27 protein-coding genes are annotated in these 25,705 nt (G+C 39.3%); 10 read left to right on the top strand and 17 right to left on the bottom strand.

Annotation, left to right across the window (positions count from 1 at the left end; all coding sequences use genetic code 11):
- The first annotated feature begins 100 nt into the window (after positions 1–100).
- Both SKC36_RS06140 and SKC36_RS06135 read left to right on the top strand, forming a co-directional pair.
- Positions 101–2,071: a protein-disulfide reductase DsbD family protein gene (locus SKC36_RS06140; protein WP_459454074.1), complete on the top strand. Its 1,971-nt coding sequence runs from the start codon at positions 101–103 to the stop codon at positions 2,069–2,071.
- A 3-nt stretch (positions 2,072–2,074) separates the two neighbouring features.
- Complete coding sequence (locus SKC36_RS06135; protein WP_459454075.1) at positions 2,075–2,524, top strand: hypothetical protein; 450 nt, start codon at positions 2,075–2,077, stop codon at positions 2,522–2,524.
- Between the two features lie 48 nt (positions 2,525–2,572).
- Here the strand turns inward: SKC36_RS06135 and SKC36_RS06130 are convergent, their stop codons facing one another.
- Complete coding sequence (locus tag SKC36_RS06130) at positions 2,573–2,815, bottom strand: hypothetical protein (protein WP_459454076.1); 243 nt, start codon at positions 2,813–2,815, stop codon at positions 2,573–2,575.
- 73 nt (positions 2,816–2,888) lie between these two features.
- Positions 2,889–4,616 carry a M3 family oligoendopeptidase gene (locus tag SKC36_RS06125; protein WP_459454077.1) on the bottom strand — a complete coding sequence of 576 codons (1,728 nt, stop codon included), beginning with the start codon at positions 4,614–4,616 and terminating at the stop codon, positions 2,889–2,891.
- 185 nt (positions 4,617–4,801) lie between these two features.
- Here SKC36_RS06125 and SKC36_RS06120 point away from each other — a divergent pair, with 185 nt between their 5' ends.
- Positions 4,802–5,620 (top strand): aldo/keto reductase, encoded by an 819-nt coding sequence (locus SKC36_RS06120; protein WP_459454078.1) that lies wholly within the window; start codon positions 4,802–4,804, stop codon positions 5,618–5,620.
- Between the two features lie 82 nt (positions 5,621–5,702).
- On the opposite strand, the gene SKC36_RS06115 is transcribed toward SKC36_RS06120, so the two are convergent.
- From SKC36_RS06115 to SKC36_RS06105, 3 genes are read right to left on the bottom strand one after another with little or no spacing between them, the layout of a single operon-like run.
- Positions 5,703–6,755: a 2Fe-2S iron-sulfur cluster-binding protein gene (locus SKC36_RS06115; protein WP_459465223.1), complete on the bottom strand. Its 1,053-nt coding sequence runs from the start codon at positions 6,753–6,755 to the stop codon at positions 5,703–5,705.
- 10 nt (positions 6,756–6,765) lie between these two features.
- Positions 6,766–8,271 (bottom strand): glycoside hydrolase family 10 protein, encoded by a 1,506-nt coding sequence (locus SKC36_RS06110; protein WP_459465221.1) that lies wholly within the window; start codon positions 8,269–8,271, stop codon positions 6,766–6,768.
- A gap of 42 nt (positions 8,272–8,313) precedes the next feature.
- Entirely contained in the window at positions 8,314–9,012 is a 699-nt protein-coding gene (locus SKC36_RS06105) for a response regulator transcription factor (protein WP_459454081.1), read from the bottom strand.
- Between the two features lie 107 nt (positions 9,013–9,119).
- On the opposite strand from SKC36_RS06105, the gene SKC36_RS06100 reads away from it, so the two are divergent.
- Positions 9,120–10,214: an AI-2E family transporter gene (locus tag SKC36_RS06100; protein WP_459454082.1), complete on the top strand. Its 1,095-nt coding sequence runs from the start codon at positions 9,120–9,122 to the stop codon at positions 10,212–10,214.
- On the opposite strand, the gene SKC36_RS06095 is transcribed toward SKC36_RS06100, so the two are convergent.
- From SKC36_RS06095 to SKC36_RS06085, 3 genes are read right to left on the bottom strand one after another with little or no spacing between them, the layout of a single operon-like run.
- Entirely contained in the window at positions 10,200–10,943 is a 744-nt protein-coding gene (locus tag SKC36_RS06095; protein WP_459454083.1) for a LytR/AlgR family response regulator transcription factor, read from the bottom strand. The two genes, SKC36_RS06100 and SKC36_RS06095, sit on opposite strands and share 15 nt — an antisense overlap.
- Positions 10,944–10,973: 30 nt before the next feature.
- Positions 10,974–12,011: a sensor histidine kinase gene (locus SKC36_RS06090; RefSeq protein ID WP_459465219.1), complete on the bottom strand. Its 1,038-nt coding sequence runs from the start codon at positions 12,009–12,011 to the stop codon at positions 10,974–10,976.
- A 2-nt stretch (positions 12,012–12,013) separates the two neighbouring features.
- Positions 12,014–12,655, bottom strand: a complete 642-nt coding sequence (locus SKC36_RS06085) for a histidine phosphatase family protein (protein WP_459465217.1) — start codon at positions 12,653–12,655, stop codon at positions 12,014–12,016.
- Positions 12,656–12,722: 67 nt separating this feature from the next.
- On the opposite strand from SKC36_RS06085, the gene SKC36_RS06080 reads away from it, so the two are divergent.
- The 4 genes from SKC36_RS06080 (at position 12,723) to SKC36_RS06065 (ending at position 15,956) form a co-directional block, all read left to right on the top strand.
- Positions 12,723–13,142 carry a hotdog fold thioesterase gene (locus tag SKC36_RS06080; protein ID WP_459465215.1) on the top strand — a complete coding sequence of 140 codons (420 nt, stop codon included), beginning with the start codon at positions 12,723–12,725 and terminating at the stop codon, positions 13,140–13,142.
- A gap of 31 nt (positions 13,143–13,173) precedes the next feature.
- The gene (locus SKC36_RS06075; protein WP_459465213.1) at positions 13,174–13,641 is read left to right on the top strand and encodes a hypothetical protein; all 468 of its coding nucleotides are present in this window, start codon (positions 13,174–13,176) and stop codon (positions 13,639–13,641) included.
- Between the two features lie 63 nt (positions 13,642–13,704).
- Positions 13,705–14,736, top strand: a complete 1,032-nt coding sequence (locus SKC36_RS06070; protein ID WP_459465211.1) for an LLM class flavin-dependent oxidoreductase — start codon at positions 13,705–13,707, stop codon at positions 14,734–14,736.
- Between the two features lie 74 nt (positions 14,737–14,810).
- Positions 14,811–15,956 (top strand): chorismate-binding protein, encoded by a 1,146-nt coding sequence (locus SKC36_RS06065; RefSeq protein WP_459465209.1) that lies wholly within the window; start codon positions 14,811–14,813, stop codon positions 15,954–15,956.
- On the opposite strand, the gene SKC36_RS06060 is transcribed toward SKC36_RS06065, so the two are convergent.
- Genes SKC36_RS06060 through SKC36_RS06030 form a run of 7 tightly spaced genes read right to left on the bottom strand, consistent with a single transcriptional unit; the run spans position 15,953 to position 22,100 of the window.
- Complete coding sequence (locus SKC36_RS06060) at positions 15,953–17,275, bottom strand: hemolysin family protein (RefSeq protein ID WP_459454090.1); 1,323 nt, start codon at positions 17,273–17,275, stop codon at positions 15,953–15,955. The two genes, SKC36_RS06065 and SKC36_RS06060, sit on opposite strands and share 4 nt — an antisense overlap.
- 5 nt (positions 17,276–17,280) lie before the next feature.
- Entirely contained in the window at positions 17,281–17,553 is a 273-nt protein-coding gene (locus SKC36_RS06055) for a hypothetical protein (RefSeq protein ID WP_459454091.1), read from the bottom strand.
- 4 nt (positions 17,554–17,557) lie between these two features.
- A complete protein-coding gene (gene ccsA, locus SKC36_RS06050) occupies positions 17,558–20,110 on the bottom strand; it encodes a cytochrome c biogenesis protein CcsA (protein ID WP_459454092.1) in 2,553 nt (850 codons plus the stop codon).
- A complete protein-coding gene (locus tag SKC36_RS06045; protein WP_459454093.1) occupies positions 20,107–20,556 on the bottom strand; it encodes a cytochrome c maturation protein CcmE domain-containing protein in 450 nt (149 codons plus the stop codon). The genes ccsA (SKC36_RS06050) and SKC36_RS06045 overlap by 4 nt, the downstream gene beginning before the upstream one ends.
- Before the next feature lie 4 nt (positions 20,557–20,560).
- Positions 20,561–20,770 carry a CcmD family protein gene (locus tag SKC36_RS06040; protein ID WP_459454094.1) on the bottom strand — a complete coding sequence of 70 codons (210 nt, stop codon included), beginning with the start codon at positions 20,768–20,770 and terminating at the stop codon, positions 20,561–20,563.
- Positions 20,767–21,447, bottom strand: coding sequence for a cytochrome c biogenesis protein CcsA (gene ccsA / locus SKC36_RS06035; protein WP_459465207.1), 681 nt, complete (start codon positions 21,445–21,447; stop codon positions 20,767–20,769). Before ccsA (SKC36_RS06035) ends, SKC36_RS06040 begins: the two co-directional genes overlap by 4 nt.
- Positions 21,435–22,100 (bottom strand): heme exporter protein CcmB, encoded by a 666-nt coding sequence (locus tag SKC36_RS06030; protein ID WP_459465205.1) that lies wholly within the window; start codon positions 22,098–22,100, stop codon positions 21,435–21,437. Before SKC36_RS06030 ends, ccsA (SKC36_RS06035) begins: the two co-directional genes overlap by 13 nt.
- A gap of 191 nt (positions 22,101–22,291) precedes the next feature.
- Between SKC36_RS06030 and SKC36_RS06025 the strand changes: the two genes are divergently transcribed.
- The gene (locus tag SKC36_RS06025) at positions 22,292–22,516 is read left to right on the top strand and encodes a FeoA family protein (protein WP_129026564.1); all 225 of its coding nucleotides are present in this window, start codon (positions 22,292–22,294) and stop codon (positions 22,514–22,516) included.
- 7 nt (positions 22,517–22,523) lie between these two features.
- Positions 22,524–24,650, top strand: a complete 2,127-nt coding sequence (gene feoB, locus SKC36_RS06020) for a ferrous iron transport protein B (protein ID WP_459454097.1) — start codon at positions 22,524–22,526, stop codon at positions 24,648–24,650.
- On the opposite strand, the gene SKC36_RS06015 is transcribed toward feoB, so the two are convergent.
- Together SKC36_RS06015 and SKC36_RS06010 are read right to left on the bottom strand one after the other, a co-directional pair.
- Positions 24,651–25,100, bottom strand: coding sequence for a PaaI family thioesterase (locus SKC36_RS06015; protein WP_459454098.1), 450 nt, complete (start codon positions 25,098–25,100; stop codon positions 24,651–24,653).
- 36 nt (positions 25,101–25,136) lie between these two features.
- Positions 25,137–25,556: a DUF2147 domain-containing protein gene (locus SKC36_RS06010; protein ID WP_459454099.1), complete on the bottom strand. Its 420-nt coding sequence runs from the start codon at positions 25,554–25,556 to the stop codon at positions 25,137–25,139.
- Positions 25,557–25,705 lie beyond the last annotated feature (149 nt).

Genomic DNA, 25,705 nt, shown 5'->3' with positions numbered 1-25,705 from the left:
TGTCATAGATATCCACTAAATTGTTTAATTTTGAAAATTATTTCACTCTCACGAACTAGATATACACCAAACAACGTTTGGTTATGAAAATATTGAACATATGAAATACAAATTACTTCTCCTAAGCTTGTTTCTTTTTGTGCTAAGCCCTGTGTTAGCCCAAAAGCTTGTACCCGCCAAATGGTCTTGGACTTTGGAGCCAGCGAAGCCGACCGTAGGCCAGGAGGCTGAAATTGTATTTCAGGTAAGTATTGAAAAAGGATGGTACCTTTATTCATCTGATTTTGACAAAGATTTAGGCCCGGTTGTGACTACCGTGACAATCAAAAATCCAATTGGATTTGAATTGGTGGGTGGTTTAAAAGCTGTTAATCCACATTCTAAATTTGATAAAGAGATTTGGAATGGAACGTACACCTATTTTACCGAAAAAGGGGAGTTTAGACAGAAAATCAAGATCAATGCTGAAAATTGGAAGATTGAAGGGAATTATGATTCTCAGGCTTGTTCCAATGAAAGTGGACTTTGTGTGCCCGTCAAAGGGGCATTTACCCTTGCTAGCACTGCTGCCGCCTCGAATGTAACTTCAGACGATTCAAAAAAAAAAATCCTTGAACCAGTAGTTCCTAGTGCTAGTCCCGTAGTTCCTGATGAGTCTTTATGGCAATTTTTCTGGATTGCAATGGGGGCTGGACTTTTGGCATTATTGACACCCTGTGTTTATCCTTTGATTCCGATGACGGTGAGTTTTTTTACCAAACAAAAAGGGGGTAAAGGATTGGCCTTTTTGTATGGTTCCTTCATCGTGTTGATATATGTGTTTTTCGGAACGCTTTTGGCCTTTTTTGCTGGGGCTAGTTTTGCCAATTTCTTAAGTACTCATTGGATTCCTAATCTCTTGTTTTTTGGAATTTTTATCTTTTTTGGTATTTCCTTTTTAGGAGCATTCGAAATAGTTTTGCCCTCAGGCATGGTTAATTCAGTAGATGCTAAATCTGACAAAGGTGGGGTGATTGGGGTGTTTTTTATGGCTTTCACTTTGGTGTTGGTTTCATTTTCATGTACGGGGCCATTGGCTGGTAGTATTTTAATAGCGGCTTCCCAAGGAGCTTTTGTGAAACCCATCATTGGCATGCTTGGTTTCTCTTTAGCCTTTGCTATTCCCTTTACTTTATTTGCCATTTTCCCTGGTTTCATGCAAAAATTACCCAAATCTGGGAATTGGATGAACGAGGTAAAGGTGGTATTGGGTTTCTTAGAAATAGCCCTAGCCTTCAAGTTTTTGAGTGTAGCGGATCAAGTATATCACTGGCACTTATTGGACCGTGAAATCTTCTTAGCCATTTGGATTGCTATTTTTGGAGCCTTAACCTTGTATCTGTTTGGTAAAATTTCTTTACCACATGATGGTCCTGCAGGAAAATTATCCATTCCAAGAACTTTGTTTGCCACGGCTGTATTGGCTTTTGTGGTGTATTTAATTCCAGGAATGTTTGGTGCACCTTTGAAAGGTTTATCAGGATGGTTGCCTCCTATGAGTAGCCAAGATTTCAAAGGTAATTCAGGAGAAGTTAGCATAAAGCCAGGCTCAACTGGAACAGTTAAATACGGAGATTTCTTAGAGTTGCCCCTAGGTTTGACCGGCTTTTTCGATTACCAAGAGGCAAAAGCCTATGCCATTCAAGTAGGTAAGCCATTGTTCATTGATTTTACCGGTCATGGTTGTGTGAATTGTCGAAAAATGGAGGAGTATGTATGGTCTGATCCCAAGGTCTTGAAACGTTTGCAAGAGGAGTATGTGGTGGTGGCTTTATATTGTGATGATAAGACGGAATTGCCTGCTGATCAATGGTACGTTTCAAAAGTGGACGGACAGGAAAAGAAAACCTTGGGTGATCAGAACTTAGATTTTCAGATAAGTCGATTTAATTCTAACGCACAACCACATTATGTCTTATTGGATCCTAGAACCGAGGGTGGACCTTTGGTAAGCCCGGTAGCATTTGATGCCAATGTGGATCATTTTGTAGAGTTTTTGGATAAAGGTTTGCGTCAATATAAATTGAACTAAAAGATGGATTGGTCTTCTTATTCGGCTGTCATGGCAGCCACAGCCATCAAGTTCATTGCTGGTCCTATTACAGGTTTCAGTATGGGTCTCAGCTGGGTTGAAACGATACTTTTTACCTGGCTGGGGATGATGATTACCGTGAGTTTTATGATTAGTTTAGGTCAATGGTTAGTCAAATATATTGCCCAATGGCGCCAACAAAAACCCTTGGTTTTTAGTAAACGGGCTAGATTAGCGGTTAAGATTTGGACAAAGTTTGGCATCAAAGGGATAGCGGCATGTACCCCCTTATTTTTGACTCCTATTGGAGGTAGTTTGTTGGCTCTCTCCTTTAAAGTTCCTTTACCAAGAATCCTGTTTTTTATGGCAATTTCAGCCTTTTTATGGGCAAGTATCTACACGGCCTTAATTTATCAGTTGGATTTTATTCGCGACTATTTCATGGAGAAATAAAAAAGCCCCCGAAATTTCGGAGGCTTGAATATGGTCTAGCGAGTGGTATTACTCACTTACATTTTTAGAGTTGTACAATTTAGCACGCAATTCATTGGCTTTCACTTCCAACTCAGGTTTAGCTGTGTAAGTCTGTTTTGTTTGAGCTGCTGCACTATCTGGATGAACACCGTATACATAAGTATCACCTTCACGAACATCTTTTTGCTTAATTCGATTGTTTTTTTGGTAATCGCATGAGCTAGCTAAAGCAACAACAAGAAGGGCAGGTAATAAACTTTTCAATTTCATATAGTTGTGTAAAAAATCCGATGCAAAAATAAGTCCAAAATTGGTACAAAAAAAATTTCTTTAAATATGCGGCTTAGCTTTCTTCTAAATTTTTGATTTTTTCAGCTAAAAAGCTCATTAATTCAGCAATGTAGGCTTTGCTAAAATTGAATTCAATTCCTGCCGTGGCATAAATTGTTTTCATAGGTTCTGTATAGCCTAATTCCAAAGCTTGTAAATATTGCTCCAAAGCTTGTTTAGGCTGACGGCAATAATTTCTCCAAACGGCCAAAGCACCCAGCTGGGCGATGGCATATTCGATGTAGTAAAAGGGTACTTCGAATAGATGTAATTGTTTCTGCCAAATATTGGTTTTGATTTCTTGTAAATCTGACCAATCTGTGACATTATCTGAGAATCTCGAAATGATTTCTAACCATTTAGCATCTCTTTCTGCTTGGCTATGCGAAGGGTTTTCATAAATCCAGTGCTGAAAGGCGTCGATCGTGGCCACCCAAGGTAAAGTTTCTAAAATGTCTTCCAAATGCTTGATTTTGGCTCTTTTAGCTTCTTCTGGGTTGGGAAAGTAAATATCCCAATGATCAATGGTTAATAATTCCATACTCATGGAAGCCAGTTCGGCTACTTCAGACGGAACATTTCTAAAAGCATTCAGCGCTAGGTCCTTGGTGACGATGGAGTGTACAGCATGTCCACCTTCATGTAGTAAAGTGACCATATCGCGTACTTGTCCTGCGGCATTCATGAAGATGAAAGGGAATCCACTTTCCTCTAATGGGTAATTATAGCCACCTGGGTTTTTCCCTTTTCGGGAATCTAAATCAAATCGATTTAATTTGACCATTTCTTTGAGGCAGTTACCTAGGAATGGGTCTAATTCATCAAATACGTGTATGGTTTTATTCAGTAAATCATCAGCGGTGGTAAAAGGCACTAAAGGCTTTCTTCCCCATGGATCAACCGCTTTGTCCCAAGGTTTTAATGCCTCTACTTGAAGGACTTCCTTTCTTTTAGCCGCTTGCTGGTTGACCATGGGAACAACAGTTTGAGCGACAGCATCATGAAATTCAAAACAATCATTTGCTGTGTAGTCAAAACGACCTAAGCTTGCAAAGGAATAATCTCTAAAATTATTAAAACCAGCATTTAGAGCCACTTGATGTCTTCGTTCTATCAGTTTATTGAATAGCTCATTCAATTCCTGTTTGATACTTAGCCGTTTATTGGCTACGAGTAAATACACTTCCTGGCGCTTATTTCGGTCAGTGGATTCTAAATAGGCATTTGCTTGTTGAAGTGTTTTTTCCTGACCATCAATTTCGACCATTAAGCCACCAGTTAGGGCACCGTACTCGGTGGAAAGATTGGATAGTTCCGTATATAATGGGATGTTTTCTTCTCGAAATATTTCAATGGCTTTTTTCATGCCACGAAGCATAATGCCATATCCATGTGCGGGTAATTGATCTGCAAAGCCAGATTCAACTATTTTTTTGTTCCAAGCATCCTCGTAAATGGAGGCATTGGGCATGATGTCATTGACAAACTGCTGGTAACTTTTTTGTAGCTCCTCATTTTGATTGTCGCAAGACATTTTGATATACCTCCAAGCAAAATTTTCAGATAAATAGCTTTCTAATTCAGATCGGCTGATGCAAAACTGTTCTAACTCTTCCAGGCTTTGAATGGACAAAGAACTTAGTTTTTCAAAATAGGGTAATACACTTTCCCAAGTGCTTAACTGGAAATCAGAAGGAAGAAAACTTCTTTTGGGCGCTTCTAAGCCAATCGTTCTACTCATGCGAATAATTTTTTACAAAAATACACAAGGTATTTGGCTTTTGCAGATGAAAAAATAGGTTTCTTGATTGGTATAAATCAATTGATTGATAAAATGGGCACTATTTTTGAAATGATTTTTTTTTAGATTTGTCAACTTTTCAAAAGTTGACAAATCTAGGAGGTGAAAAGCAAGAAAATTCTAACATGAACATACCTTTCGTAACATTAAATAATGGCATAAAAATGCCCCAATTGGGCCTTGGATTATATGCTCCAAAACAGCAAAATGAAATCAAACAATCCGTATTGGATGCCTTAGATTTGGGTATTCGCTTGATAGATTCAGCGGCCATATACGGGAATGAGCAAGAAGTTGGACAAGGAATAAATGAGTCCGGTATACCTAGAAGCGAGCTATTTATAACAAGTAAAGTCTGGATGGATGATATGGGTTATGATTCTACACTGAGGGCCTTTGATAAAACTTTAAAGGACCTAGATGTAGAATACCTAGATCTCTACTTGATTCATTGGCCCAAGGATAATGCCAGAAAAGAAACATGGAAGGCCCTAGAGACTTTGCATGAACAAAAATTATGTCGCTCCATTGGTGTTTCAAATTATTATCAAAAACACCTAGAAGAACTTTTTGTGAGTGCCCATGTTTGTCCAGCAGTGAATCAATTTGAATTGAGTCCATTTTGTTATATGCCAGATGAACTTGCTTTTAATCAAAGTAACAATATTCAAGTAGAAGGCTATGCTCCTTTAGTTCGTGGTTGGAAAAAAGACGATGTTACCTTAAACGAAATTGCGGAAAAATATGGGAAAAGTACCTTTCAATTATTGGTTCGATGGAACATTGAATTAGGTGCTGTAACTATTCCAAAATCAGTTAAAAAAGCAAGGATTCAAGAGAATATGGAGGTCTTTGATTTTAGTATTGCACCTGATGATATGCAAAAGCTAAATCTGCTGTATGACAATACGCGAGTAGCGTGGGATCCAAGAGATTTTTTTTGATTTTTTAAACCTTGACAGCGTTTGAAACGCTGTCAAGGTTAACGAAAAAACGATTTTTTTATTGAATCAATAAATTGATATATTAATCTAGGTCAATAACCACACCACTCGACAAAGGATGAGCCACGCAGGTAAGTACATAGCCTTTTTTGATTTCATTGTCTGTCAAACCATCTTCTTCATCCATCATAACCTTGCCACTTTTACATAGGCCCATGCAAGCCGTACACATTCCTGCCTGACATGAATAAGGCACATCAACATCGGCTGAAAGGGCCGCCTCTAAAATGGTCTCATGAGGCTTTACGGTAACTCGATGCTCCTTACCTTCATAAATAATGGTGATTTCCTGCTCTTTTAAGCTACCATCATCTTCCGAGGTTTCTTCTGCAGGAGTATTAGCGTGAAATAATTCCCGATGAATATGTGCAGTAGGTACGTCAAACATGCCTAAGGCTTCCTGGATCTCATCCAACATCCCAACTGGACCACATAAATAGTAATGGGCCTCTGCTATATTTAGGCCAAATTCTTGTTTCAAATAATATACCGTTGAAGCTTTATTGATTCGTCCTTTTAGCCCAGGCCAATTCGCTGACGGTTGACTAATTACATGTAAAACAAGGAAGCGCCCAACATGTGACTTTTCCAAATGTTCCAATTCTTTCTTGAATATTATTTGATCCTCATGTCGAGATCCATAAATCAAATGTACTTTGGATTGAGGTTCCGACTTCAGTATTGTCTTAATCATGGAAATCAATGGCGTAATACCTGACCCAGCTCCCATGAATACATAGGTTTTAGCAGCGTCTGCCTGCGGTTCAACAAAAAAGTTGCCCATTGGCTCAATCACCTCAAGGCTATCTCCAACCTTAATTTGATCACATAAATAATTGGATACCACTCCGCCAGGGATGCGCTTTACCGTAATGGCGGGTGAATGGTCAATTAAGGGAGAGGAAGATAAGGAATAGCTTCGGCGTACCTTATTCCCATTAATTACAGGAATCACAGTTAAAAATTGTCCTGAATGATAGCTTAATGCCTCATGTATCGGATGCCAAAAATGTATCGTTTTGGTATCTTTCGTTTCTTCGGTAATTTCTTTAACAGATAAATGCAAGAATTTCATGTTCATCAATTTATTCAACCACATTGGGGACTATCCATTGGATTGTCCCAGGAATAGATTCATTATGTAATCGGTCCAAAGCTGTTACAACAAACCCGGTGCCCGATTTGATCCATTTCGTGTCAATTATTATTTGTTTATCACTTCCTTTATAAATGATATTTTCCGCCTTGTCCAAAGGCTCAATTTCATCTTTTTGAATCCGATACACCACATAATACAGAGGCGGATCATTATCCAAACTGGGTTCACCCTCTTTCCAGCGTAAGACCCATTGGTCTTTTTGTTTACTTAAATTAACTTGGTGCGGTGCAGTGGGTGCAATGCTATCCAACCATAACATAGGGGGAATCAAGGCAACATGCTCAAAATGCTTCGAACGTAAACTATCTCTCCAACCTTTGGTATTTTGGCTGATTTGTCGGGAGCTAAAATAAATGGCTCCTTGAACTTTAGGTAAACTTCTTGAAATGTTCAATTGTTTTGCCAATTCATTGGGTGCCCACAAATCACTTAAATGGTATGCCGCATGCCCAATGTAAATAGGTCGATCAAAGCTATGCTCATTCCACCAAGTAGCCAATGCCTTGTAAGGTGCCACCCGGTGCGTTGTGCCCCAGTATAATTGAGGGGCTAAATAATCTACCCAACCTTTTCTAATCCATAATTCTGTGTCGGCAAATAAATCATCATAAGATTGTAAACCTGCACGGGTGGGTGAGCCATCTTCTTGGTCAATACTTTGGTGCCTCCAAATCCCGAAAGGACTAATGCCAAACTTCACTTTTGGCTTGGTGGATTTAATCGTTTCAGCAATTTCTTGAATGAGCATATTGACATTTCTTCTTCTCCAATCCGCCAAACTTTCCTCAGGAAATTTATATTGCTGGTAGGTTTTTTCATCAGCAATATTTGCTCCCTTAACAGGGTAGGGGTAAAAGTAATCATCAAAATGGACCCCATCCACGTCGTAATTTTTAACTAAATTTTTAACTAATTCCGCTATATAATGCCGGACCTGAGGTATACCAAAATTTAAAATCAATTGACCATTATAAGAAAACAACCAATCAGGATGTCGACGAGCCAAGTGATCTGAACTCAGAATGGTTTTGTAAGACATGGTAGCTCGATTCAAATTTAACCAAGCATGAAATTCCATACCTCGCTCATGACTTTGCTCAATCATAAACTCCATGGGATCGTAGTAGGGACTCGGAGCTTGTCCTTGAAAGCCAGATAAATAAGCCGACCAAGGTTCTGTACTTTTGGCATAAAGCGCATCTGCCGCACAGCGAACCTGTACAAAAATGGCATTCATGCCCGTTTTATGGTGAGAATTGATCAGGTCTATGAATTCTTCCCTTTGTTTAATGCTGTTATAATTTCTCGCAGATGGCCAATCGATGTTTTGGACAGTAGCTACCCAAACGCCACGCAATTCTCGCTTGGGGCTTTGAGCCGCCAAGGAATGGATCAAAAAATATAGTGCTAGAATTAAATAAGAACCCCTCATTGAGGGCGCAATTTACCGATAAATGATGGAAATTTTCTACGATTAGTTCTTTTCAATCGAAAATAAATAACCAACACCTTTTAATGTTTTGATGTAATATTCAGGAATTTTTTCCCTTAATTTTCGAATATGTACATCAATGGTTCTTTCTACCACGTACACATCTGAACCCCAAACTTTCTCCAATAACTCATCCCGGTTAAAGACCTTATTCGGGTTTTTGGCTAAGAATGAAAGTAATTCAAATTCTTTTTTAGGAAGTACCAATGCTTTTCCCTCAAAGGTGGCGGCATATTGAGTGCGATTGATGAGCAAGCCCCCAATTTCAATAATATCTTGATTATCCTCGACCGTTTCTCGCTTGAGCATCGCTTTGATTCGACTCACCAAAGCCCTCGGTTTGATGGGTTTAATGATGTAATCATGGGCCCCGGCATCAAAAGCGGCTACTTCGGTATATTCTTCACCCCGGGCGGTTAAAAACAGAATGAGTGCATCTTTTAACTCAGGCATGGATTTCATGCGGCGAGCGGTTTCAATACCGTCCATAGCCGGCATCATCACATCCAATATCACTAATTGAGGATTGAATTCCTGTGCCATCGCAATGGCCTCTTTCCCATCGCTTGCTTTCGCTAACACAAAACCTTCTTTGGCTAAATTGTATTCCAATAATTCTAAAATATCAGGATCATCATCTACCAAAAGAATTTTTGTCGAATTGGCTGCTGCCTGGCTCATAAGATGAATTTAGGGAAGTGTTTTTAAAACTTGCTGCAAATATAGAGAGGGCTATGTTACTAAATTATTAATTTTTTTCGACTAAATTTAATCATTAGCTTTGGTTTATGGCGAAAGAATCTTCCTATATTGTCCGTTTAGCAGCTGTTTTGATTTCCATTACGCTCTTGGTTTTGGGATTATACTTTTTGCAGGATTTATTGATCCTCCTAGCAGCATCTTTAATTCTGGCCCTCCTCTTACTTCCCCTAACCTCTTGGCTGGAAAAGAAAGGTTTACCTCGCTCCGTTTCTATTACGATTTGCCTCTTGATTACGGTAGCTGCCATAGTCGGCATTTTGGCTATTTTGACGGTTCAGATGGTTGAATTTGCCTCAGATTGGCCTATTTTTATCAAGAAGGCAGAATCCTATATTGCTAGTTTACAGAGCTTTTTATCGAGGAATCTCAATATCTCTCGCAAAAAACAAATGGTGGAAATCAGTAATCAAACCATTAATCTTCTTAAGAATTCAGGGACCATTTTAACGACCACCTTCGGAACCATTATTCATTCCATTACCACCATCATTTTAATACCCATTTTCGTTTTCTTTTTCCTGTATTACCGCAGCTTTTTTGCCAAATTTTTGGAAATGGTCTTTCCCAATACGGAATCACATGTATTAAAAGGCATCATGAGTAAAACAGGGCAAGTTGTACAAGCCTATTTGGTTGGACTTATGGTCGTCATGCTCATCGTTTCCATATTAAATACCATCGGTTTCTGGTGGATTGGAGTAGATTACCCTTACTTTTTTGGCATCTTAACAGGTTTACTATTGCTGATTCCTTACGTGGGTATTTGGATGGGTGCCAGTGGCCCAATTGTCCTTAGTTTGATAGTATTGAGCCCTTCTCATGCCCTTGGGGTAATTGCTTGGGTTGCTGCAGTTCAATTCATTGAGGCCAACTTCATTACGCCCTTGGTGATTGGTTCTAAAGTAAGTGTTAATCCGATGGTGGCTATGCTAGCCCTACTATTAGGTGAAATGATTTGGGGAATTCCGGGCTTGATATTGGCCTTGCCATTGACAGCCATAGTCAAAGTGATATTTGACTATGTACCGTCCTTGCACGCTTATGGCTATGTGCTTGGTGAAGCACCCTCTCGCAAAAAGAAAGAAGAAATAGTAAAAGAAGAAAATTTAGAGGGAGAGTAATTCTTTGAAGCGAATCGACTGTCTTCTAGAGATTTCAATTTTCTCGCCTTTCCCCTGTAAGGTTACTTGTAACCCACCTGAAAACCAAGGTTCAATCTTTTCAATAAAATTGAGGTTGATGATGTGTTTTCGATTCGCTCTAAAAAAGACTTTAGGGTCTAAACGGTCCTCTAAGGCATTTAAAGATTTCAATACCAAAGGCTTTTGGTCATCAAAAAATAAACGTACATAATTGCCCATAGATTCACATAAACGGACTTTATCTAAACGTACAAACCAGCATTTCTCTCCATCTTTTACAAAAATTTGATCTTGCGCTGTCAAAAAATGTTGAGGCACTACAGAAACTTGTTCTGGATGGGATTTTACCTTATTAGCTATTTGTTTTTCCAGTTTTTGAACACTTTCACTCAATCGACTTAGTTCAATAGGCTTTAGTACATAATCAAGTGCATTGACTTCAAATGCCTTCAAGGCATATTCATCAAAGGCAGTGGTGAAAATTACCTCTGGTAAATATCCGTCCCATTCTTCCAACCACTCAAAACCAGTTTTGCCAGGCATTTGAATGTCCAAGAAAATAACATCAGGATGTAATTCTTCAATTAATGCCCCCGCCTCATCTGTATTAGCAGCTTCTCCAATGACATGGATATGAGGAAAATTTTCTAATAAACGTTTTAGTTCATTTCTAGCTAAACGTTCGTCGTCGATGATTATAGCATTCATAATAGGGCTTTTTTATATAAACACAGAAATTTAAGGCACAAGATAAGGTATTATTAATTCGGCAATCACTTGATTTTTGTCGAATGGCTTAAGTCTTAGTTGAGCGGTCTCACCAAACAAAATTTTCAATCTAGAAATGGAATTTTTCATTCCTACGCCAGTTTCGCTTTCTTTGGTTTTAATGCTTCCGGGGTTAATGACATGGGCATGCAATAAATTTCCTTCCTTGTAGGCTTTGATAAGAATGGTACCTCCTTTGACTGAATGAGAAATACCATGTTTGATGGCATTCTCTACCAATGTTTGTAAAATCATGGGAGGAACCTCCGCTTTTAAATCCTCCTTGGGAATCTGAACATCCCAGAAAAGGCGATCTTCATACCGTATTTTTTCCAGGGAAAGGTAATCCACAATGGTTTCTATTTCTTCTGCTAGGGGAATCGTTTTTTTCCTTTCAGTCAGTAAGGAACTTCGTAATAATTTCGACAATTGATTAATTCCTCTCTTGGCTTTATTGGGATCCTCTGTAATTAATGCTCGGATACTATTGAGGGCATTGAACACAAAGTGAGGGTTCATTTGAGCCCGAAGGACTTTGCCTTCTGTCTCCTGTATGGTTCTCTCCAGTTGGTCATTTTGCCTTTCGATTTCCAGTTTTCTTTGGGAGTATTGAAAGAAGAAATAAATTAACTGCCAAATGGCCAGCGGTTTCATGAAGTTAAATAGGTATTGTAGAATGATGAAGGTATTCAATTTGACTTCATAGTTTTCTTGCAATAAGGCGAAATCGAGAGGTAAATTAAAGGCTAAAAGGATGGAGGCCATGGTCAAAAGCGCCTGTAAATTCCTCCTCAATAATTTAAATAGCGGAAAATTCTGCCATTGGTATTTTTGAGTAATCTGTTTGTATTGATGTGTCAGTAAAATAGCCAAAGAAATATTGCCCACAAAGGCATAAAGCCAAGCCCAACGCCAGCCATATTGCATGGTGTACAACAAAGCCTCATTGAGTGTCCAGGCAAACCAGCCGGAAAATTGTAATACCCAATACAGCTTTTGTCTCTTCATATTTACATAGAATCTGGCAAGTGCTTTAAATGTTCCGTTAATGGACCTTTTACCAATTTAAAAGCACGATCGGGATAAGAGTATTGTAAATGGTATAAGCAGAGATTGCTATGTGCAAAATCATCCATTTTATGTAGAGGCTGTTCAAACAAATGTGTCAATAAAACCCGCATCGCTCGACCATGCATCGCAATTAAAATGGCCTGCTCTTCTTGTCTAGATAGGATTAAATCAACTACGGGTTTTTGTCTTTCCAAAACCTCCACCGGGCTCTCTCCCTCCTCCGAAGGTACATGAATGTTCCCTTCTCGCCAAGTTCTGGTTAAATTTTTATAGTAAAGGTCGTCTTCCGTGTTGGGCGACTTCCCTTCCTTATTTCCCCAGGAAATTTCGTTCAATCCAGGGTGTTGTTCCCAAGCAATTCCCTTCTTGATAAAGCCATCTACCGACTGGTGGGTACGGACTAAAGCAGAGGTATAAATCTTGTCTAAGTATAAATCACCGTAATGATCAAAAAACGCCTGTGCTTGTCGACGGCCTAATTCATTCAAATGGGCGTCAATGCCACTTCCTTGCACCACCCCCATTCTATTATAATCAGTTTCTCCGTGGCGAATTAAGTAAATGTCTTTGATAGGGTGCATAAAAAAGGCGAATTGGGATTGGAATTAGTAAATTATTGCGAATTTTAGGCACAAAAATACGAAATATATGTTTAATACATCCATCACGATCGAACAACTGAATAGCTTCAGCCAGGGCAATATGATTGAACATCTAGGAATTGAATTTTTAGAAATTCACCCGGATTATTTCACAGCTAGTATGCCTGTAGATCATCGGACAAAGCAACCATTTGGTCTATTGCACGGTGGGGCATCCGTAGTTTTGGCAGAAACAATGGGCAGCATTGCCACCATGTTGGTGGCTAAGGATCCTGCAAGCATCAAAGCAGTAGGAGTAGAAATCAATGCCAATCACTTGAAATCAGTTCGAGAGGGTTGGGTGATAGGTACCTGCAGCCCCATTCGGATAGGCAGGAGCATGCACGTCTATGATATTAAAATTCACAATGAGCAGGGCGACTTAGTCTGTGTGAGCCGTTTGACCGTGGCGATATTGTCGGCGTAAATATTGGTAATTTGTGTTAGACCAAATCTAGATGAAAACACATGAAAACCTTTTTGGAGCTTTCATCGTACTTGTTAGCCTACTGACCTTTTCCTGCAGTCAACCCACATCCAAAGCCATCATTGGTACTTGGGAGATAGCTCATTTGAAAATATCCATGCCTACCTATAAAAACACGGATTCTACTTTTCAGATGGAAGTGCTGGCCAAAGATTGGGAGGCGAAAATGAAGGCGAAGAACATTCAAACTACCTATGCTGCTGACGGGCGGTATCATTCTTTGCACCGAAACCTACAAGGAAAAACAACCTATGATCCTGCGGGAACATGGACCATTAAGCAAGATACTTTGATCATTCAGGACACCATTCCTAAGCGTATCACCTATAAATTCAAACTGAAAATCAAGAAAAAGCAGGTTGAATTTTGGGGAATAGAAGATTTCGACCTTGACGGCAAAGTAGATGACCTGTATTATAGTCGGCAGGTGAAATTATAGTAAACCAAGGGAACATAATCTGGAAGCTTATCGTTTTAATCTTTTATTGTAAATTATTTCAAAATGCGTCAAATACCCATTTCTGTCTTGGAACTTGCTCCTATTCCACAAGGAGGAACAGCTGCAACGGCCATCGATAGAACGGTGGAAATAGCTCAACATGCGGAGGCATTGGGATATCAGCGAATATGGTTAGCAGAACATCATAATATGGAGTTCATCGCTAGTTCGGCTACCTCTGTTTTAATTGGTCATGTGGCGGGAAAAACATCCCAGATTCGGGTAGGTTCCGGTGGTATCATGTTGCCCAATCATAGTCCTTTAGTCATTGCCGAACAGTTCGGCACCCTGGCATCCATCTATCCCCATCGGATTGATTTAGGACTGGGGCGCGCTCCAGGAACGGACCAACAAACTGCTCGAGTGCTAAGAAGGGATAATATGGATACGGCCTACCATTTCCCAAAAGATGTGGAGCAATTACAAATGTATTTCAGTGAAGAAAATAGCTTAGCGCAAGTTAGGGCATTCCCTGCCGAAGGAATCGATGTACCTATCTGGATTTTAGGTTCAAGTACTGATTCCGCTTATTTGGCTGCGAAAATGGGATTACCTTATGCTTTTGCGGCTCATTTTGCTCCTGCCCAATTCCGTACGGCTATCGATATTTACAGAAAGAATTTTATTCCTTCTGCCCTATTGGATAAACCCTATGTCATGGCTTGTGTGAATGTCGTGGGTGCCGATACTGATGAGGAGGCATCTTTCCTTCGTAGTAGTTTGATTCGTATGTTTGTGGGCATCATCACAAACCGTCGCGTGCCTTTAGCCCCTCCGGGCCCATTACCAGAAGCGTATCAAATTCCAGAAATAAGAACCATGGCCGATAGAATGTTGGCATGTAGTTTTTATGGAAGTCAAGAAACTTTACAAGAAAAATTAGGGGATTTTATTGAAGAAACGGGCATTGATGAATTAATGGTGGCAACCTATATTTTTGATGGGGAGAAGAAAAAGAAATCCTATACCATTTTGAAACAAGCACTCTCTGAGGTAAATGTTGTATTAAAACCTTTTGAGTGTATCATTAGTTGAATTTTGTAAAATTCTTATCCAATTCGGAATCAAATTAGCTATTTGATTAACTTTGAAATTCGATACCCCAATATATGCCTAACGCAATTCCAAAAACGATGACCTCTTTGCTCGATTGGGAACAATTGTGGCAGGATACGCAACAAAAGCGTGGAGGCATGGCTGTTTGGAGATTACCCAAGAGCGATAAACGGTATTTTTTAGTTGATTCTTCGGGAGGAGAGAAGCTCGGTTCTTTAGACTTAGAATCTTTTCCGGCAGGTTTTTTAGTAGCTCCTTTCATTGGTTTGCCTTATTTTCTTAAATCGGACATATTGCTTGAGGAGTCTATTGAGTCGGATGAAGTGCTTGGTTCCACTTGGAAACCCCAACATAATTCGGAGGAAAATGATCGAAAACATCAGCATTTTACCCATTGGGTCAGTGAATCCATCAAAGAAATTCAATCTGGGCATTTTCAAAAAGTAGTACTTTCTCGAACCGATGAGGTTGAATTTCAGGGAGACTTTTCCACATTAAAGGCTTTCGGACAATTATGCCAAGCCTATCCCAATGCCTTTGTTTGCGCCTTATATATACCTGAATTGGGAAGTACTTGGCTATGCGCTACACCAGAAACTTTGGTGGAGCAAGATGCTCAAGGGATTTTTCGTACCATCGCATTGGCAGGTACCCAATCTGCCTTAGACCCTAGTGGACAAATAATTCCTCCTCAAAATGCACGTTGGTCTCAAAAGGAAATCGAGGAACAAGCTTATGTTTGTCGCTACATCATCGAATGTTTTAAGAAAATCCGTTTGAGGGAATATGAAGAGATTGGTCCTAAAACGATTTTGGCAGGAAATCTCCTGCATTTAAAAACCGAGTTTAAAGTAGATACCAAGGCCTTACACTTTTCACAATTGCCGGGTATATTATTGTCGCTATTGCATCCTACTTCTGCGGTATGTGGGACTCCGAAACAGGAAGCAATTGAATGGATTTCAGAAGCGGAGAACCATGCTCGTGAATTGTATTCTGGATACCTAGGTCCAGTCAATTTAGGAGATGAAATCCACCTATTTGTTAACTTAAGAACCCTTAAAGTAGAACAAGTAGAAGGAAAAAGTCGGGCTACCTATTTTGCCGGTTGTGGTATAACGGAAGACTCCGACCCAGAAAAGGAATGGCAGGAAACGGTGATGAAATGCCAAACTTTACAGCGGGTACTAGAAAATTAGTGTTTAATTTTTGATTCTTCTTTCGGAGAAATCTTACCAACTATGGTCAATTTTACCGTGTCAATTCTTGTTTCAGTGGACGTTAAAATCTGAAATTGAAAAGGATTCAAGGTAATGATTTCATTGGCTTGCGGAATATCCTCATACAAACTGATTAGCATGCCCCCTAAGGTTTCATAGTCGCCTTCAGGAAGGTTCCAGTCATATTTCTCATTGAGGTAATCTATCTCGTGTCTTCCTGATAGTAGGTAGGTGTTTTCATCCAATTTCTTTTCTACCCAATCTTCCGAATCATCGTATTCATCCTGGATTTCCCCAAAAATCTTTTCCATGACATCTTCCATACTGACTAGGCCCGATGTGCTTCCAAACTCATCCACCACCAGGGCCAGCGATTTTCTGTCTTTGGAAAACTTCAGCATCAGGTCGTTGGCCGGCATAGCCTCGGGAACGATCAATATGCTGGTAAGAATCGATTGAATATCCTTGGGTTTTTTAAATAGGGCTAATGAGTGGCAATAGCCCAATACATCTTCTAAACTCTCTTTATAGACCAATACTTTGGAATGCCCTGATTCAATAAATACTTGTTTGAGACCCTCTATGCCTTCTTCTAAATCTATGGCGGTGATTTCTGTTCTAGGAATCATGCAATCACGCACTTTTACTTGTTTAAACTCCAGGGCATTATGAAAGATTTTGGTATCGACCTCCGCCTCCTCTTCCGTTGAAACCTTGCGATTTAAATTTTGTAAATAGTTATTTAGGTCTGTCAGACCGAAAGCGGGTTTTTCTTCCGAATAGTTTAGTCGTAAAACTCGGGTAATAAACCATTTAGATAAACCAACTGTCACCCAGACTAAAGGGAACATTAAAGCATATACAATCCAAATGATGATAGCCAAAAACTCCAATATGACGTCTGGGTTAATGAGGAAAATACTTTTTGGGGTAAATTCGGAAGTTATGAGAATGAGAATGGTGGCAACAATGGAAGCTAATAAACGTGCCAGGATTTCATTTTGAAGTAATGGGATGTAATGTAAAATTTGATGGTGCAAAAACTCCTCCATGAAAATACCATAGGCCACGAGGGACAAAGTATTACCAATCAACATAGTTCCTATGAATCGAGAGGGTGATTGGTTAAAATTGGAAATGATTTTGGCGCTCAGAATATTTTGCTTCGCTTTGAGCTCAAAGTATAATTTATTACAGGAAACGAAGGCCATTTCTACGCCAGAAAAGAAGGCAGAGAATATCATTGAAATGATTATTCCAGCTACTTGAGTGGTATATAATCCGGGATCTGGGTCCATTTAAATTAGTTTTTGCGCTTGTTACTTTTCATAGCTCGGCTACGGATATCTTGTTTGGACTCTCCCGCTTTTTTTTCTTCTTCCTTGAGGCGCAAATTCTTGGAATATTGAAAGTAAAGGAGTGAACCTAGAGCAAACATAAGCCAAACATAATGAAAGTAAATCTCTAACCAAAAATTTCCTTTGATTTCAACAGGTGTTGGAGCATTTAAGTCAATGATCCAAATGATAAAAAAACCTATGCCAGCTGACAATATGATAATCTCTTTCCTAGTCATGTGATTATGCTACTTTTGGTTGTTGCATTCTACGGTACATGGCCACAAATAATCCCATAAAGATCAAAATGGATCCTACCCATACCAAATTAATGTAGGGTTTTTCTAAGGCTTTGATGATAATCAAATCTTGTTGGGTCGTATTTACCGCAAAACTAAACTGTTGGGTTTTAGGATTTATGGCCGTGAATTTAATTTTAATTCCCGTTTCTTCGCTCTCAAATGCCGGCATGGCCACCATGCCACCTTTAATGATGAAAAGTGGAGCTAGGGAGAATTGCTGGAAGTTTTTTCCAAGGACCAGGAATTGTGCTTTCACAGCGGCATCATTCGGACCTAAAGTCATATCTTCCACCGTATTAACACGAGAAACATCTTGCAATACAGCTACAAAATCATTTAGGAACAAAGTATCGCCAATACTAACCGTGGAGTTCACCGTTTGACTCCATTGTTTTTCTTCTCCTGCTTCTGCTGCTAATCTAGGATCAAGCGAAACGTAAGTATAGATGTCGTGGCTCAAGGCGTGTTTTACATCGGGAGAAATGGCTGTACCCATTTTAGGATTTACTTGCCAGCGCGGGAATAATGAAACAGATTTCCCTTCGGCATTTTTAAATTCTAATTCATAATAGGTATTCTCTGGTTCTACGGTTAAAGTATCCCCTTTTTTGGCAATCAATTGGCCATCTTTTTCTACATTACGTAGAGCTACTGCATGGAAATCACCCTCAATGATTTCAAAATCCTTTCTAGGGTAATATCCTGGCTTTCCTCTTAGCTCAATCATGCGGCCTTTGTAGGTAACCAAATAATCTTGCATTTGTGCCCCTTGGCCTAACCAAAGTGGAAGATTTTCCTTGTTCTCCTTGTTGTCATCTTTCGTAAACTGCTCCACTTTATTGGAAATAGCGAAACCTGAACGGTTCAGTGAAACGACTTTGGAATATCCAGATGAAAATAAGATACCAATCAACATTACTGCAAGACCCACGTGAGCCATAGCTCCTCCTACCAAATTGAAACGCTGGCGAATTAAGAATATCAGTATGTTGAAATTAGCGATGACCGAGAATAAACTGGTCCACAATAAGAAGATATAGGAAATCGTGTAGACCTTGCCTAGGTTGACAAAAAGTACAGTAAATAATGTAGCTACCAAAGCCGAGTTTGTAAGCGGCTTAAATGAGGTGGATTCTTTCAATTTTCCCCACCAGATGTATTGTCCTACCGCACTTAAAGCAGCAATCGCAATGAAGATCCAAATTTGAATTTTACTGTAATGCTCTACTTGATCAGCTGGTAATGCAATATTTGATACGATGCCAAAAGCTTCTGCAATTTTATTGTATACCGGGATGGAGGTAGTAAAAATTAATTGGAATGCAGAAAGTCCTAATATGGAAGCCCCTACAAAAATCCAGAATTCACGGGAGTAAACTCCTAGCTCTTTTTCGTCTACCGGTAATTCTTTCCATCGCTTGACAGCAAAGAATATAGCAACAAACAAGAAAGTTAACATGTAGATGAGCAACTGTCCAGATAATCCCAGGTCTGTAAATGAGTGAACAGACGCATTTCCTAAAATACCTGAGCGATTTAGGAAGGTAGAATATAAGACTAAGATAAAGGTGGCAATCACCAAGATGATGGAGGTTTTTAAGGCTGCACTAGAATGCTTGTAGGCAATCATGGTGTGAATAGCACCAATAAGCACCAACCATGGCACAAAAGAGGCATTTTCTACCGGGTCCCAGTTCCAATACCCTCCGAAGTTCAAGGTTTCATAGGCCCAATATGCCCCCATCATGATACCAATACCCAAGATTCCTGCTCCAAAGAGAGCCCAAGGCAAGGCCGGCTTAATCCATTCTGTTAATTGCTTTTTCCATAGACCAGCTATCAAATAAGCGAAAGGAACTAAGGTTAAAGCAAAGCCTAAGAACAAGGTAGGAGGGTGAATCACCATCCAATAATTCTGCAATAAAGGGTTTAATCCACGTCCGTCTTTCGGAATGAAATTCGGTTGCATGCTCCAAACCGGAAGATCTGGCTGGGCTTCACGCAATAATAAAAAGGGCGATGAGCCAATTTTTAGATCAATGTAAGGAAGAATGACGCCCAAAATCATGGAAGTCAAAAAGGTTTGAACTAGGGCAAATACCGTCATTACGGGTGCTTCCCATTTGGGGTTTTTGACCATCAAAATCACGCCCAAAATCGCTTGCCAGAATATCCAAAGCAAGAAACTGCCCTCTTGTCCTTCCCAATAGCATGAAATCATGAATGCCATTGGTAAAGCCTTAGATGAATGGGAGAAGGCGTAATGGTATTCGAAATAATGGTTGTAAATAATGACAAATAGGCTAGATGCTACACCAATCACCGCTAGGAGGTGAAGGATAAAAATGCCTCTGGCTAATTTTACCCAATCTTTGGCGGCTAATTCATCAGCCGTTTGAGTGGCTTTGAAATAGGAGAAAGTTGCCAAAAGGGCAGTTACAAAGGATATGATGACTAATAGGTGACCAACTGATCCGATTGTCTCGTGTATCATAATTGTTTTTTTGCTTCATATGTGGCTGTTGAATCAGCCGAAATTTTACCTTCCTGATATTTAGAAGGGCATTTCAATAAAATTTTATCGCAATAAAAAATCTTGTCGGACTTCATACTTCCCACCAAAACGATTTTCTCTGAACGTTCAAAATCCTGAGGCTTGGGAGCAGCATAAACCACTTGGTTTTCTCTTCCTAAACTATCTTGAACAATGAATTCCAAGCGATTAGCATCCACTGCGGGGTCAAAATGCATCCCCACAATCTTTCCTTGGGAATCTTTTTTTAAGGTACCTACCACATGGACTTTTTGATTGGGGTCATTTTGTGATATACGCTCTGCCTCATCAAAACCCACATAGGTACTGGCATCTCCTGTGGTAATCAAAATAATTCCAATAGCCACTGCAATTAGAATCAGACCAATGATATGTGTCTTTTTCATATTTTTATTTATTGACTTGCTTTTCGAGCTTACTAATCTTTTTATCGAGACTTATCAGGTAAATGAATAATCCCAAGAGAATAACGAGAACTACGGCAATCACCACGTAGATTTTGCCATCAGCGCGAAAGTTATCCGCCATTTCAATGTCGCTTTGAGCTAAACCAAGAAAACAGGTTAAACTGAACAATAAGGTTAAACTATATTTTTTCATGCTTGTTCTTTTTCTTCTAATAAAACTTCAATTTTTCGGATTCTGATTCGTAATTGAGCATACCAAAAACCTAGGCACATCCAACCTATAATGGCCGGATAAAATACCATCCTCATTCGATTGTCCAAATCCATGGAATTAAAACCAGGATTTCCTCCATTTCCCGGATGTAAGGAATCCGTCATGCGGGGAAGTATCCAAATCAGGACCATGAAAATGATGAATGCAAAAATATTGTAAACAGATGATATTCTCGCTTTTTGTTGTTCATCCGGTAAAGAAGAACGAACCAAAACATAAGCTAAATAAATTAACATCCCAATGGCTACCGAGTTTAGTTTTGGGTCATTCGTCCACCAATCTCCCCATGTAAATTTAGCCCAAATGCTGCCCGTAAGTAAACCCAAGGTAGCAAATACAAGTCCTGTAATGACATAGGCATTTGACTTTAAATCATCCAAAGGGTCAGATTTGCGTAAATATTGGATGGAATGAAACACGGACACGCCTAAGAGGGCAATCATACTAAACCACATGGTTACGTGGAAGTATAGATTACGAACAGTTTCATTCAAAATAGCTTGGCGGGGCACCTGCCCTGCAAAACCCATGTACATGGTGTAAACCAGCAATAGCATGCCGGCCCATTTCCAATACTGTTTTTTTAATGTCTCCATATATAAGGGAAAAGTATACCAGATAAAACGATGACAATCACATCAAGTGAAGCTAAAACCGCAATTTCATCCCAGTTTTCTGAGATTGAAATCCCATCTAAAGCACTTTTGGAAAGCTTTAACAAAAATAACAATAAGGGTATGATGATAGGGAAGCTTAATACCGCCATCAGGGTAGAGGTATTTTCAGCTTGTGCGGCAATCCCACCAACCAAGGAAAGGGTTGAAGCGAATCCAATAGATCCTAGTATCAGGGCAATGACATACAGCGACATATTTCCTACAGGGTTTCCCATTACCCAAGAGTACATGAAGATTCCTATCAACGAAATACCCATCATTAGGATGGAATTATAGAGGATTTTAGAAAAAATGACGGATTCTGGTTTTACTAATGTATAATAAAACAGACCCCGCTGGGATGATTCTTGTGTAAAACTTTTACCGATGGCATTGATGGCGATAAAGAGCAAAATAACCCAAAAAAGGACATTCCAGGTAATCGGACTAATGGATTCTTGCTTGGCCTTGAAAGCTAAATAACAAACGAATATGGTAGAAGCCAAGTAAAGCAACAAACCGTGAACGGCATATTTTTGACGCCATTCCATTTGTAATTCTTTTTGAAACAAAACCTTGATCTCCTGAAGCATTATCAATGTCAATATTTTAAAGGACCTGCAATTTACGACAGAAAGTTGGCTTTGATGAATATTCCAAGGAGTATTTTGGGGAATTAAAATCAAATTATTTAAAACTAAGAATTATCATTTTTTAGCTCGGAAATACTTAGTACATTTGTGCCTAATTTTGAATTATTCTAAATAAGAATGGAGGTTTGTTTATGCTAACACTGGCGGATTTACGGATAGGAGAACATGGGGAAATTACAGGGTTTACAGACGAAATTCTCTCATTAAAGCTTTTAGAAATGGGTTGCTTGCCCGGTACCGAAGTGATATTAACGCATCATGCACCATTTGGTGACCCGATTGCCTTAAAAGTTTCTGGTTATACCTTAACCATGAGAAGAGAAGAAGCGGCTACCATTCAAATCAAACGAAAATAAAATTACATTGGCTAACGTAACCAGAATAGCGCTTATTGGTAATCCAAATGCTGGGAAATCCTCTTTGTTCAACACGTTGACAGGATTGAACCAAAAAACAGGGAACTTTCCAGGGGTAACCATGGATAAGTTAACCGGTGTTTGGGAATTAGAACCAGGCCGAAATATCGAAATTCTGGACTTACCAGGCATATACAGCATTTATCCTAAATCAATTGATGAAGAATTAGTCATCAATATTTTAGCTAATCCGAATCATCCAGATTATCCTGACATGGCAATCGTGGTGGCGGATGCTTCCAATTTAAAGCGTAATTTATTGTTATTTTCTCAAGTAAGAGATCTCGGTATTCCGACCGTCTTGGCCTTGAATATGATAGATGTAGCTGAAAATCAGGGATTTGTGATTAATTCGTTGAAGCTCGCTCGTGAGTTGAATGTGGAAGTGGCAGAAATCAATGCCAAAAAAGGAATTGGTGTGGGTGGCTTGAAGCTTGCGGTTGTCAAAACCTTGAAACATCGATATGCTTCCAATGATGCCTTGCCCTTACCTGTGGAGGAAGCTCTGATTGAAGATGTGCAAAAACAGTTTGGAGAAGCGGATCCTTATCGATCACTTTTATGGTTGATGGAGCATGATCGAATGAAAATGTTTGATCAAGCACAGCGGGAATCTTTTGATCATTTGATGGAGAAACATCATTTTGAACCAAAGAAATACAAATCAGCAGAAACGGTTAAGCGCTATGAGCAGATTTCCGAGGTCGTGGAGCGTTGTGTGATCAATCTGAATCGCCAATGGGATGCTGAACCAGTTAAGACTTGGACCGATCGCCTAGATAAAGCATTTATTCATTCATTCTGGGGATATGTGATATTCTTGGCCATTCTATTTGTGATGTTCCAAGCGGTATTTACATGGGCAACCTATCCCATGGATTTGATTGATGGAGGGGTGGCCCAGTTGAATGATTGGTTAAAAGGAATATTACCTGAATCTCCTTTAACGGGTTTATTGACCGACGGTTTGATTGCTGGAGTTGGTGGAGTATTGATATTTGTACCTCAAATTGCCTTTTTGTTCTTCTTCATTTCCATGTTGGAAGAAACCGGATATATGTCGCGCGTGATGTTCATCATGGACAAAATGATGCGACGTTTTGGATTAAATGGCAAATCGGTAGTACCCTTAATATCAGGTATAGCCTGTGCAGTGCCTGCCATCATGAGTACCCGATCCATTGGTTCTTGGAAAGATCGTTTGATCACCATTTTGGTTACACCTTTGATGTCTTGTTCAGCTAGGCTACCTATTTATACGGTTTTAATTGCTTTGGTTGTGCCCGAGAAAAACACTCTTTTTGGAGTGTTTAATCTGCAAGGAGTAGCCTTGTTTGGTTTATATTTATTAGGCTTTTTTATGGCCTTACTTTCTGCTTGGGTGCTGAAGAAAATTTTGAGAGCCAAAGAAAGAAGTTATTTCATCATGGAATTGCCGACTTACAAAGGTCCTCGTTTTAAGCACGTAGCTATTTCTATTTATAATTCTGTTCGAGCATTTGTATTCGAAGCAGGAAAAATCATTGTGGCTATTTCCATTGTTTTATGGGTATTTGCTAGTTATGGCCCGGGTGATAGTATGTCCAAAATTGAAGAGCAAGTTCGATTGAACAACCCAAGCCTGAGCGGAGTAGATTTAAGCAATAAGATTGCTTCGGAGAAATTGGAGAATTCTTACGCAGGCCATTTTGGTAAATTGATTGAACCCGCCATCAAACCATTGGGATATGATTGGAAAATCGGTATTGCCTTGATCACCTCATTTGCAGCACGTGAAGTTTTTGTTGGTACAATGTCAACGATATACAGCCTGGGCGGCGAAGTAGATGACGAGAATGCTACCATCAAAAATAGGATGCGTGCTGAAATTAATCCTGATACAGGAAAACCTATGTACGATGCTGCTTTAGGCTTCTCGCTTTTGATATTCTATGCCTTTGCTATGCAATGCATGAGTACCTTAGCTACTACCTACCGTGAAACGAAATCTTGGAAATACCCCTTAATTCAGTTCGGTTACATGACCACTTTGGCTTATTTAGCCGCGTTTTTGGTATACCAAATTTTATCCTAATTACATTTTAAATGGAATGGATGTGGCAGCTAAATTGCTAGATCCTTTGGCCAATAATTTGCCTTCGGCATTGAACATTTTGGCTTCCACATTGGCTACTTTTTTACCCACTCGGAACACTTCTGAAACTACCGTGATTTTTTCTCCGGCTTTAGCTCCATACAGAAAATCTATGCTCAAGTTGATGGTGACATACAAATGTTCTATATCACAGGTGATTAGCGTAGTCCCCATCATTTCATCCAATAGCATGGATATAACTCCACCATGTAATACCCCGGCATGATTGCATTGGTCTTCCCTAACCTCAAATTCAGCCGTCATGGAACCCGCGGAGACCGATTTTAAAATTCCATCTAAATAACGTGTAATGGGATTCGGATTTTCATGTGCCATTTTTTTGCCAATGTACTGAGACAAAAATGCAATGGCTTTGTCATTTGCTTTCATATGGATATTTGGATAGGCGGTGATATATAATTTTTATTAAGGACGGGTCCAAGTGCTAGTTCTTCCAAACATAGCCACGCCCACAAATCCCCTAATATCGAGGGTCTTATTATTATCTTTAACTTTTAAAATGCAGTCATAGGTTTTCCCTGAATGCGGATCATAAATAGTTCCGTTTTCCCAAGCTGAACCAGTAAATGTGAAATCTTTTAAAATGACAGATCCAAGTAAATCCCTATTTCTTAGGGCTTCATTTGGATTTTTTACATCTTTTTTTCCAGGAGTTTTACTCCAAGAAATCTTTCCGTAATATTTATCCCCTTGTTTATACACCGTGATTTTGCCATCTTTTAGTTGAGATATCCAATCCCCTAAAATGACATCACTTGGTGGTTCAGCCATACTCATGGACATAAAAAGACTACTAAAAATCAAAAGCAAAAACGATTTTTTCATTTCTTATTTTTTTTGCAAATATACAAAAGGATATCTTCTTTTGAGCTTTCAGGAGAATTGGATTATTAGAGGTTTGGCTCAATCAGATGTTATGCTTATTTTTGTAGGATAGCAGGAAAATAACAGTCAACAAATAACCTAATGCTTGT

It is taken from the genome of Aquirufa sp. OSTEICH-129A, from assembly GCF_054558355.1.
The sequence above is the reverse complement of the archived record's forward strand: the minus strand, read 5'-3'. Positions and strand labels throughout refer to the sequence as shown.

Coding starts and splice junctions, on each gene's coding strand:
- SKC36_RS06140 (WP_459454074.1), top strand. CDS start 101: ATGAAATACAAATTACTTCTCCTAAGCTTGTTTCTTTTTGTGCTAAGC.
- SKC36_RS06135 (WP_459454075.1), top strand. CDS start 2,075: ATGGATTGGTCTTCTTATTCGGCTGTCATGGCAGCCACAGCCATCAAG.
- SKC36_RS06130 (WP_459454076.1), bottom strand. CDS start 2,815: ATGAAATTGAAAAGTTTATTACCTGCCCTTCTTGTTGTTGCTTTAGCT.
- SKC36_RS06125 (WP_459454077.1), bottom strand. CDS start 4,616: ATGAGTAGAACGATTGGCTTAGAAGCGCCCAAAAGAAGTTTTCTTCCT.
- SKC36_RS06120 (WP_459454078.1), top strand. CDS start 4,802: ATGAACATACCTTTCGTAACATTAAATAATGGCATAAAAATGCCCCAA.
- SKC36_RS06115 (WP_459465223.1), bottom strand. CDS start 6,755: ATGAAATTCTTGCATTTATCTGTTAAAGAAATTACCGAAGAAACGAAA.
- SKC36_RS06110 (WP_459465221.1), bottom strand. CDS start 8,271: ATGAGGGGTTCTTATTTAATTCTAGCACTATATTTTTTGATCCATTCC.
- SKC36_RS06105 (WP_459454081.1), bottom strand. CDS start 9,012: ATGAGCCAGGCAGCAGCCAATTCGACAAAAATTCTTTTGGTAGATGAT.
- SKC36_RS06100 (WP_459454082.1), top strand. CDS start 9,120: ATGGCGAAAGAATCTTCCTATATTGTCCGTTTAGCAGCTGTTTTGATT.
- SKC36_RS06095 (WP_459454083.1), bottom strand. CDS start 10,943: ATGAATGCTATAATCATCGACGACGAACGTTTAGCTAGAAATGAACTA.
- SKC36_RS06090 (WP_459465219.1), bottom strand. CDS start 12,011: ATGAAGAGACAAAAGCTGTATTGGGTATTACAATTTTCCGGCTGGTTT.
- SKC36_RS06085 (WP_459465217.1), bottom strand. CDS start 12,655: ATGCACCCTATCAAAGACATTTACTTAATTCGCCACGGAGAAACTGAT.
- SKC36_RS06080 (WP_459465215.1), top strand. CDS start 12,723: ATGTTTAATACATCCATCACGATCGAACAACTGAATAGCTTCAGCCAG.
- SKC36_RS06075 (WP_459465213.1), top strand. CDS start 13,174: ATGAAAACACATGAAAACCTTTTTGGAGCTTTCATCGTACTTGTTAGC.
- SKC36_RS06070 (WP_459465211.1), top strand. CDS start 13,705: ATGCGTCAAATACCCATTTCTGTCTTGGAACTTGCTCCTATTCCACAA.
- SKC36_RS06065 (WP_459465209.1), top strand. CDS start 14,811: ATGCCTAACGCAATTCCAAAAACGATGACCTCTTTGCTCGATTGGGAA.
- SKC36_RS06060 (WP_459454090.1), bottom strand. CDS start 17,275: ATGGACCCAGATCCCGGATTATATACCACTCAAGTAGCTGGAATAATC.
- SKC36_RS06055 (WP_459454091.1), bottom strand. CDS start 17,553: ATGACTAGGAAAGAGATTATCATATTGTCAGCTGGCATAGGTTTTTTT.
- ccsA (WP_459454092.1), bottom strand. CDS start 20,110: ATGATACACGAGACAATCGGATCAGTTGGTCACCTATTAGTCATCATA.
- SKC36_RS06045 (WP_459454093.1), bottom strand. CDS start 20,556: ATGAAAAAGACACATATCATTGGTCTGATTCTAATTGCAGTGGCTATT.
- SKC36_RS06040 (WP_459454094.1), bottom strand. CDS start 20,770: ATGAAAAAATATAGTTTAACCTTATTGTTCAGTTTAACCTGTTTTCTT.
- ccsA (WP_459465207.1), bottom strand. CDS start 21,447: ATGGAGACATTAAAAAAACAGTATTGGAAATGGGCCGGCATGCTATTG.
- SKC36_RS06030 (WP_459465205.1), bottom strand. CDS start 22,100: ATGCTTCAGGAGATCAAGGTTTTGTTTCAAAAAGAATTACAAATGGAA.
- SKC36_RS06025 (WP_129026564.1), top strand. CDS start 22,292: ATGCTAACACTGGCGGATTTACGGATAGGAGAACATGGGGAAATTACA.
- SKC36_RS06015 (WP_459454098.1), bottom strand. CDS start 25,100: ATGAAAGCAAATGACAAAGCCATTGCATTTTTGTCTCAGTACATTGGC.
- SKC36_RS06010 (WP_459454099.1), bottom strand. CDS start 25,556: ATGAAAAAATCGTTTTTGCTTTTGATTTTTAGTAGTCTTTTTATGTCC.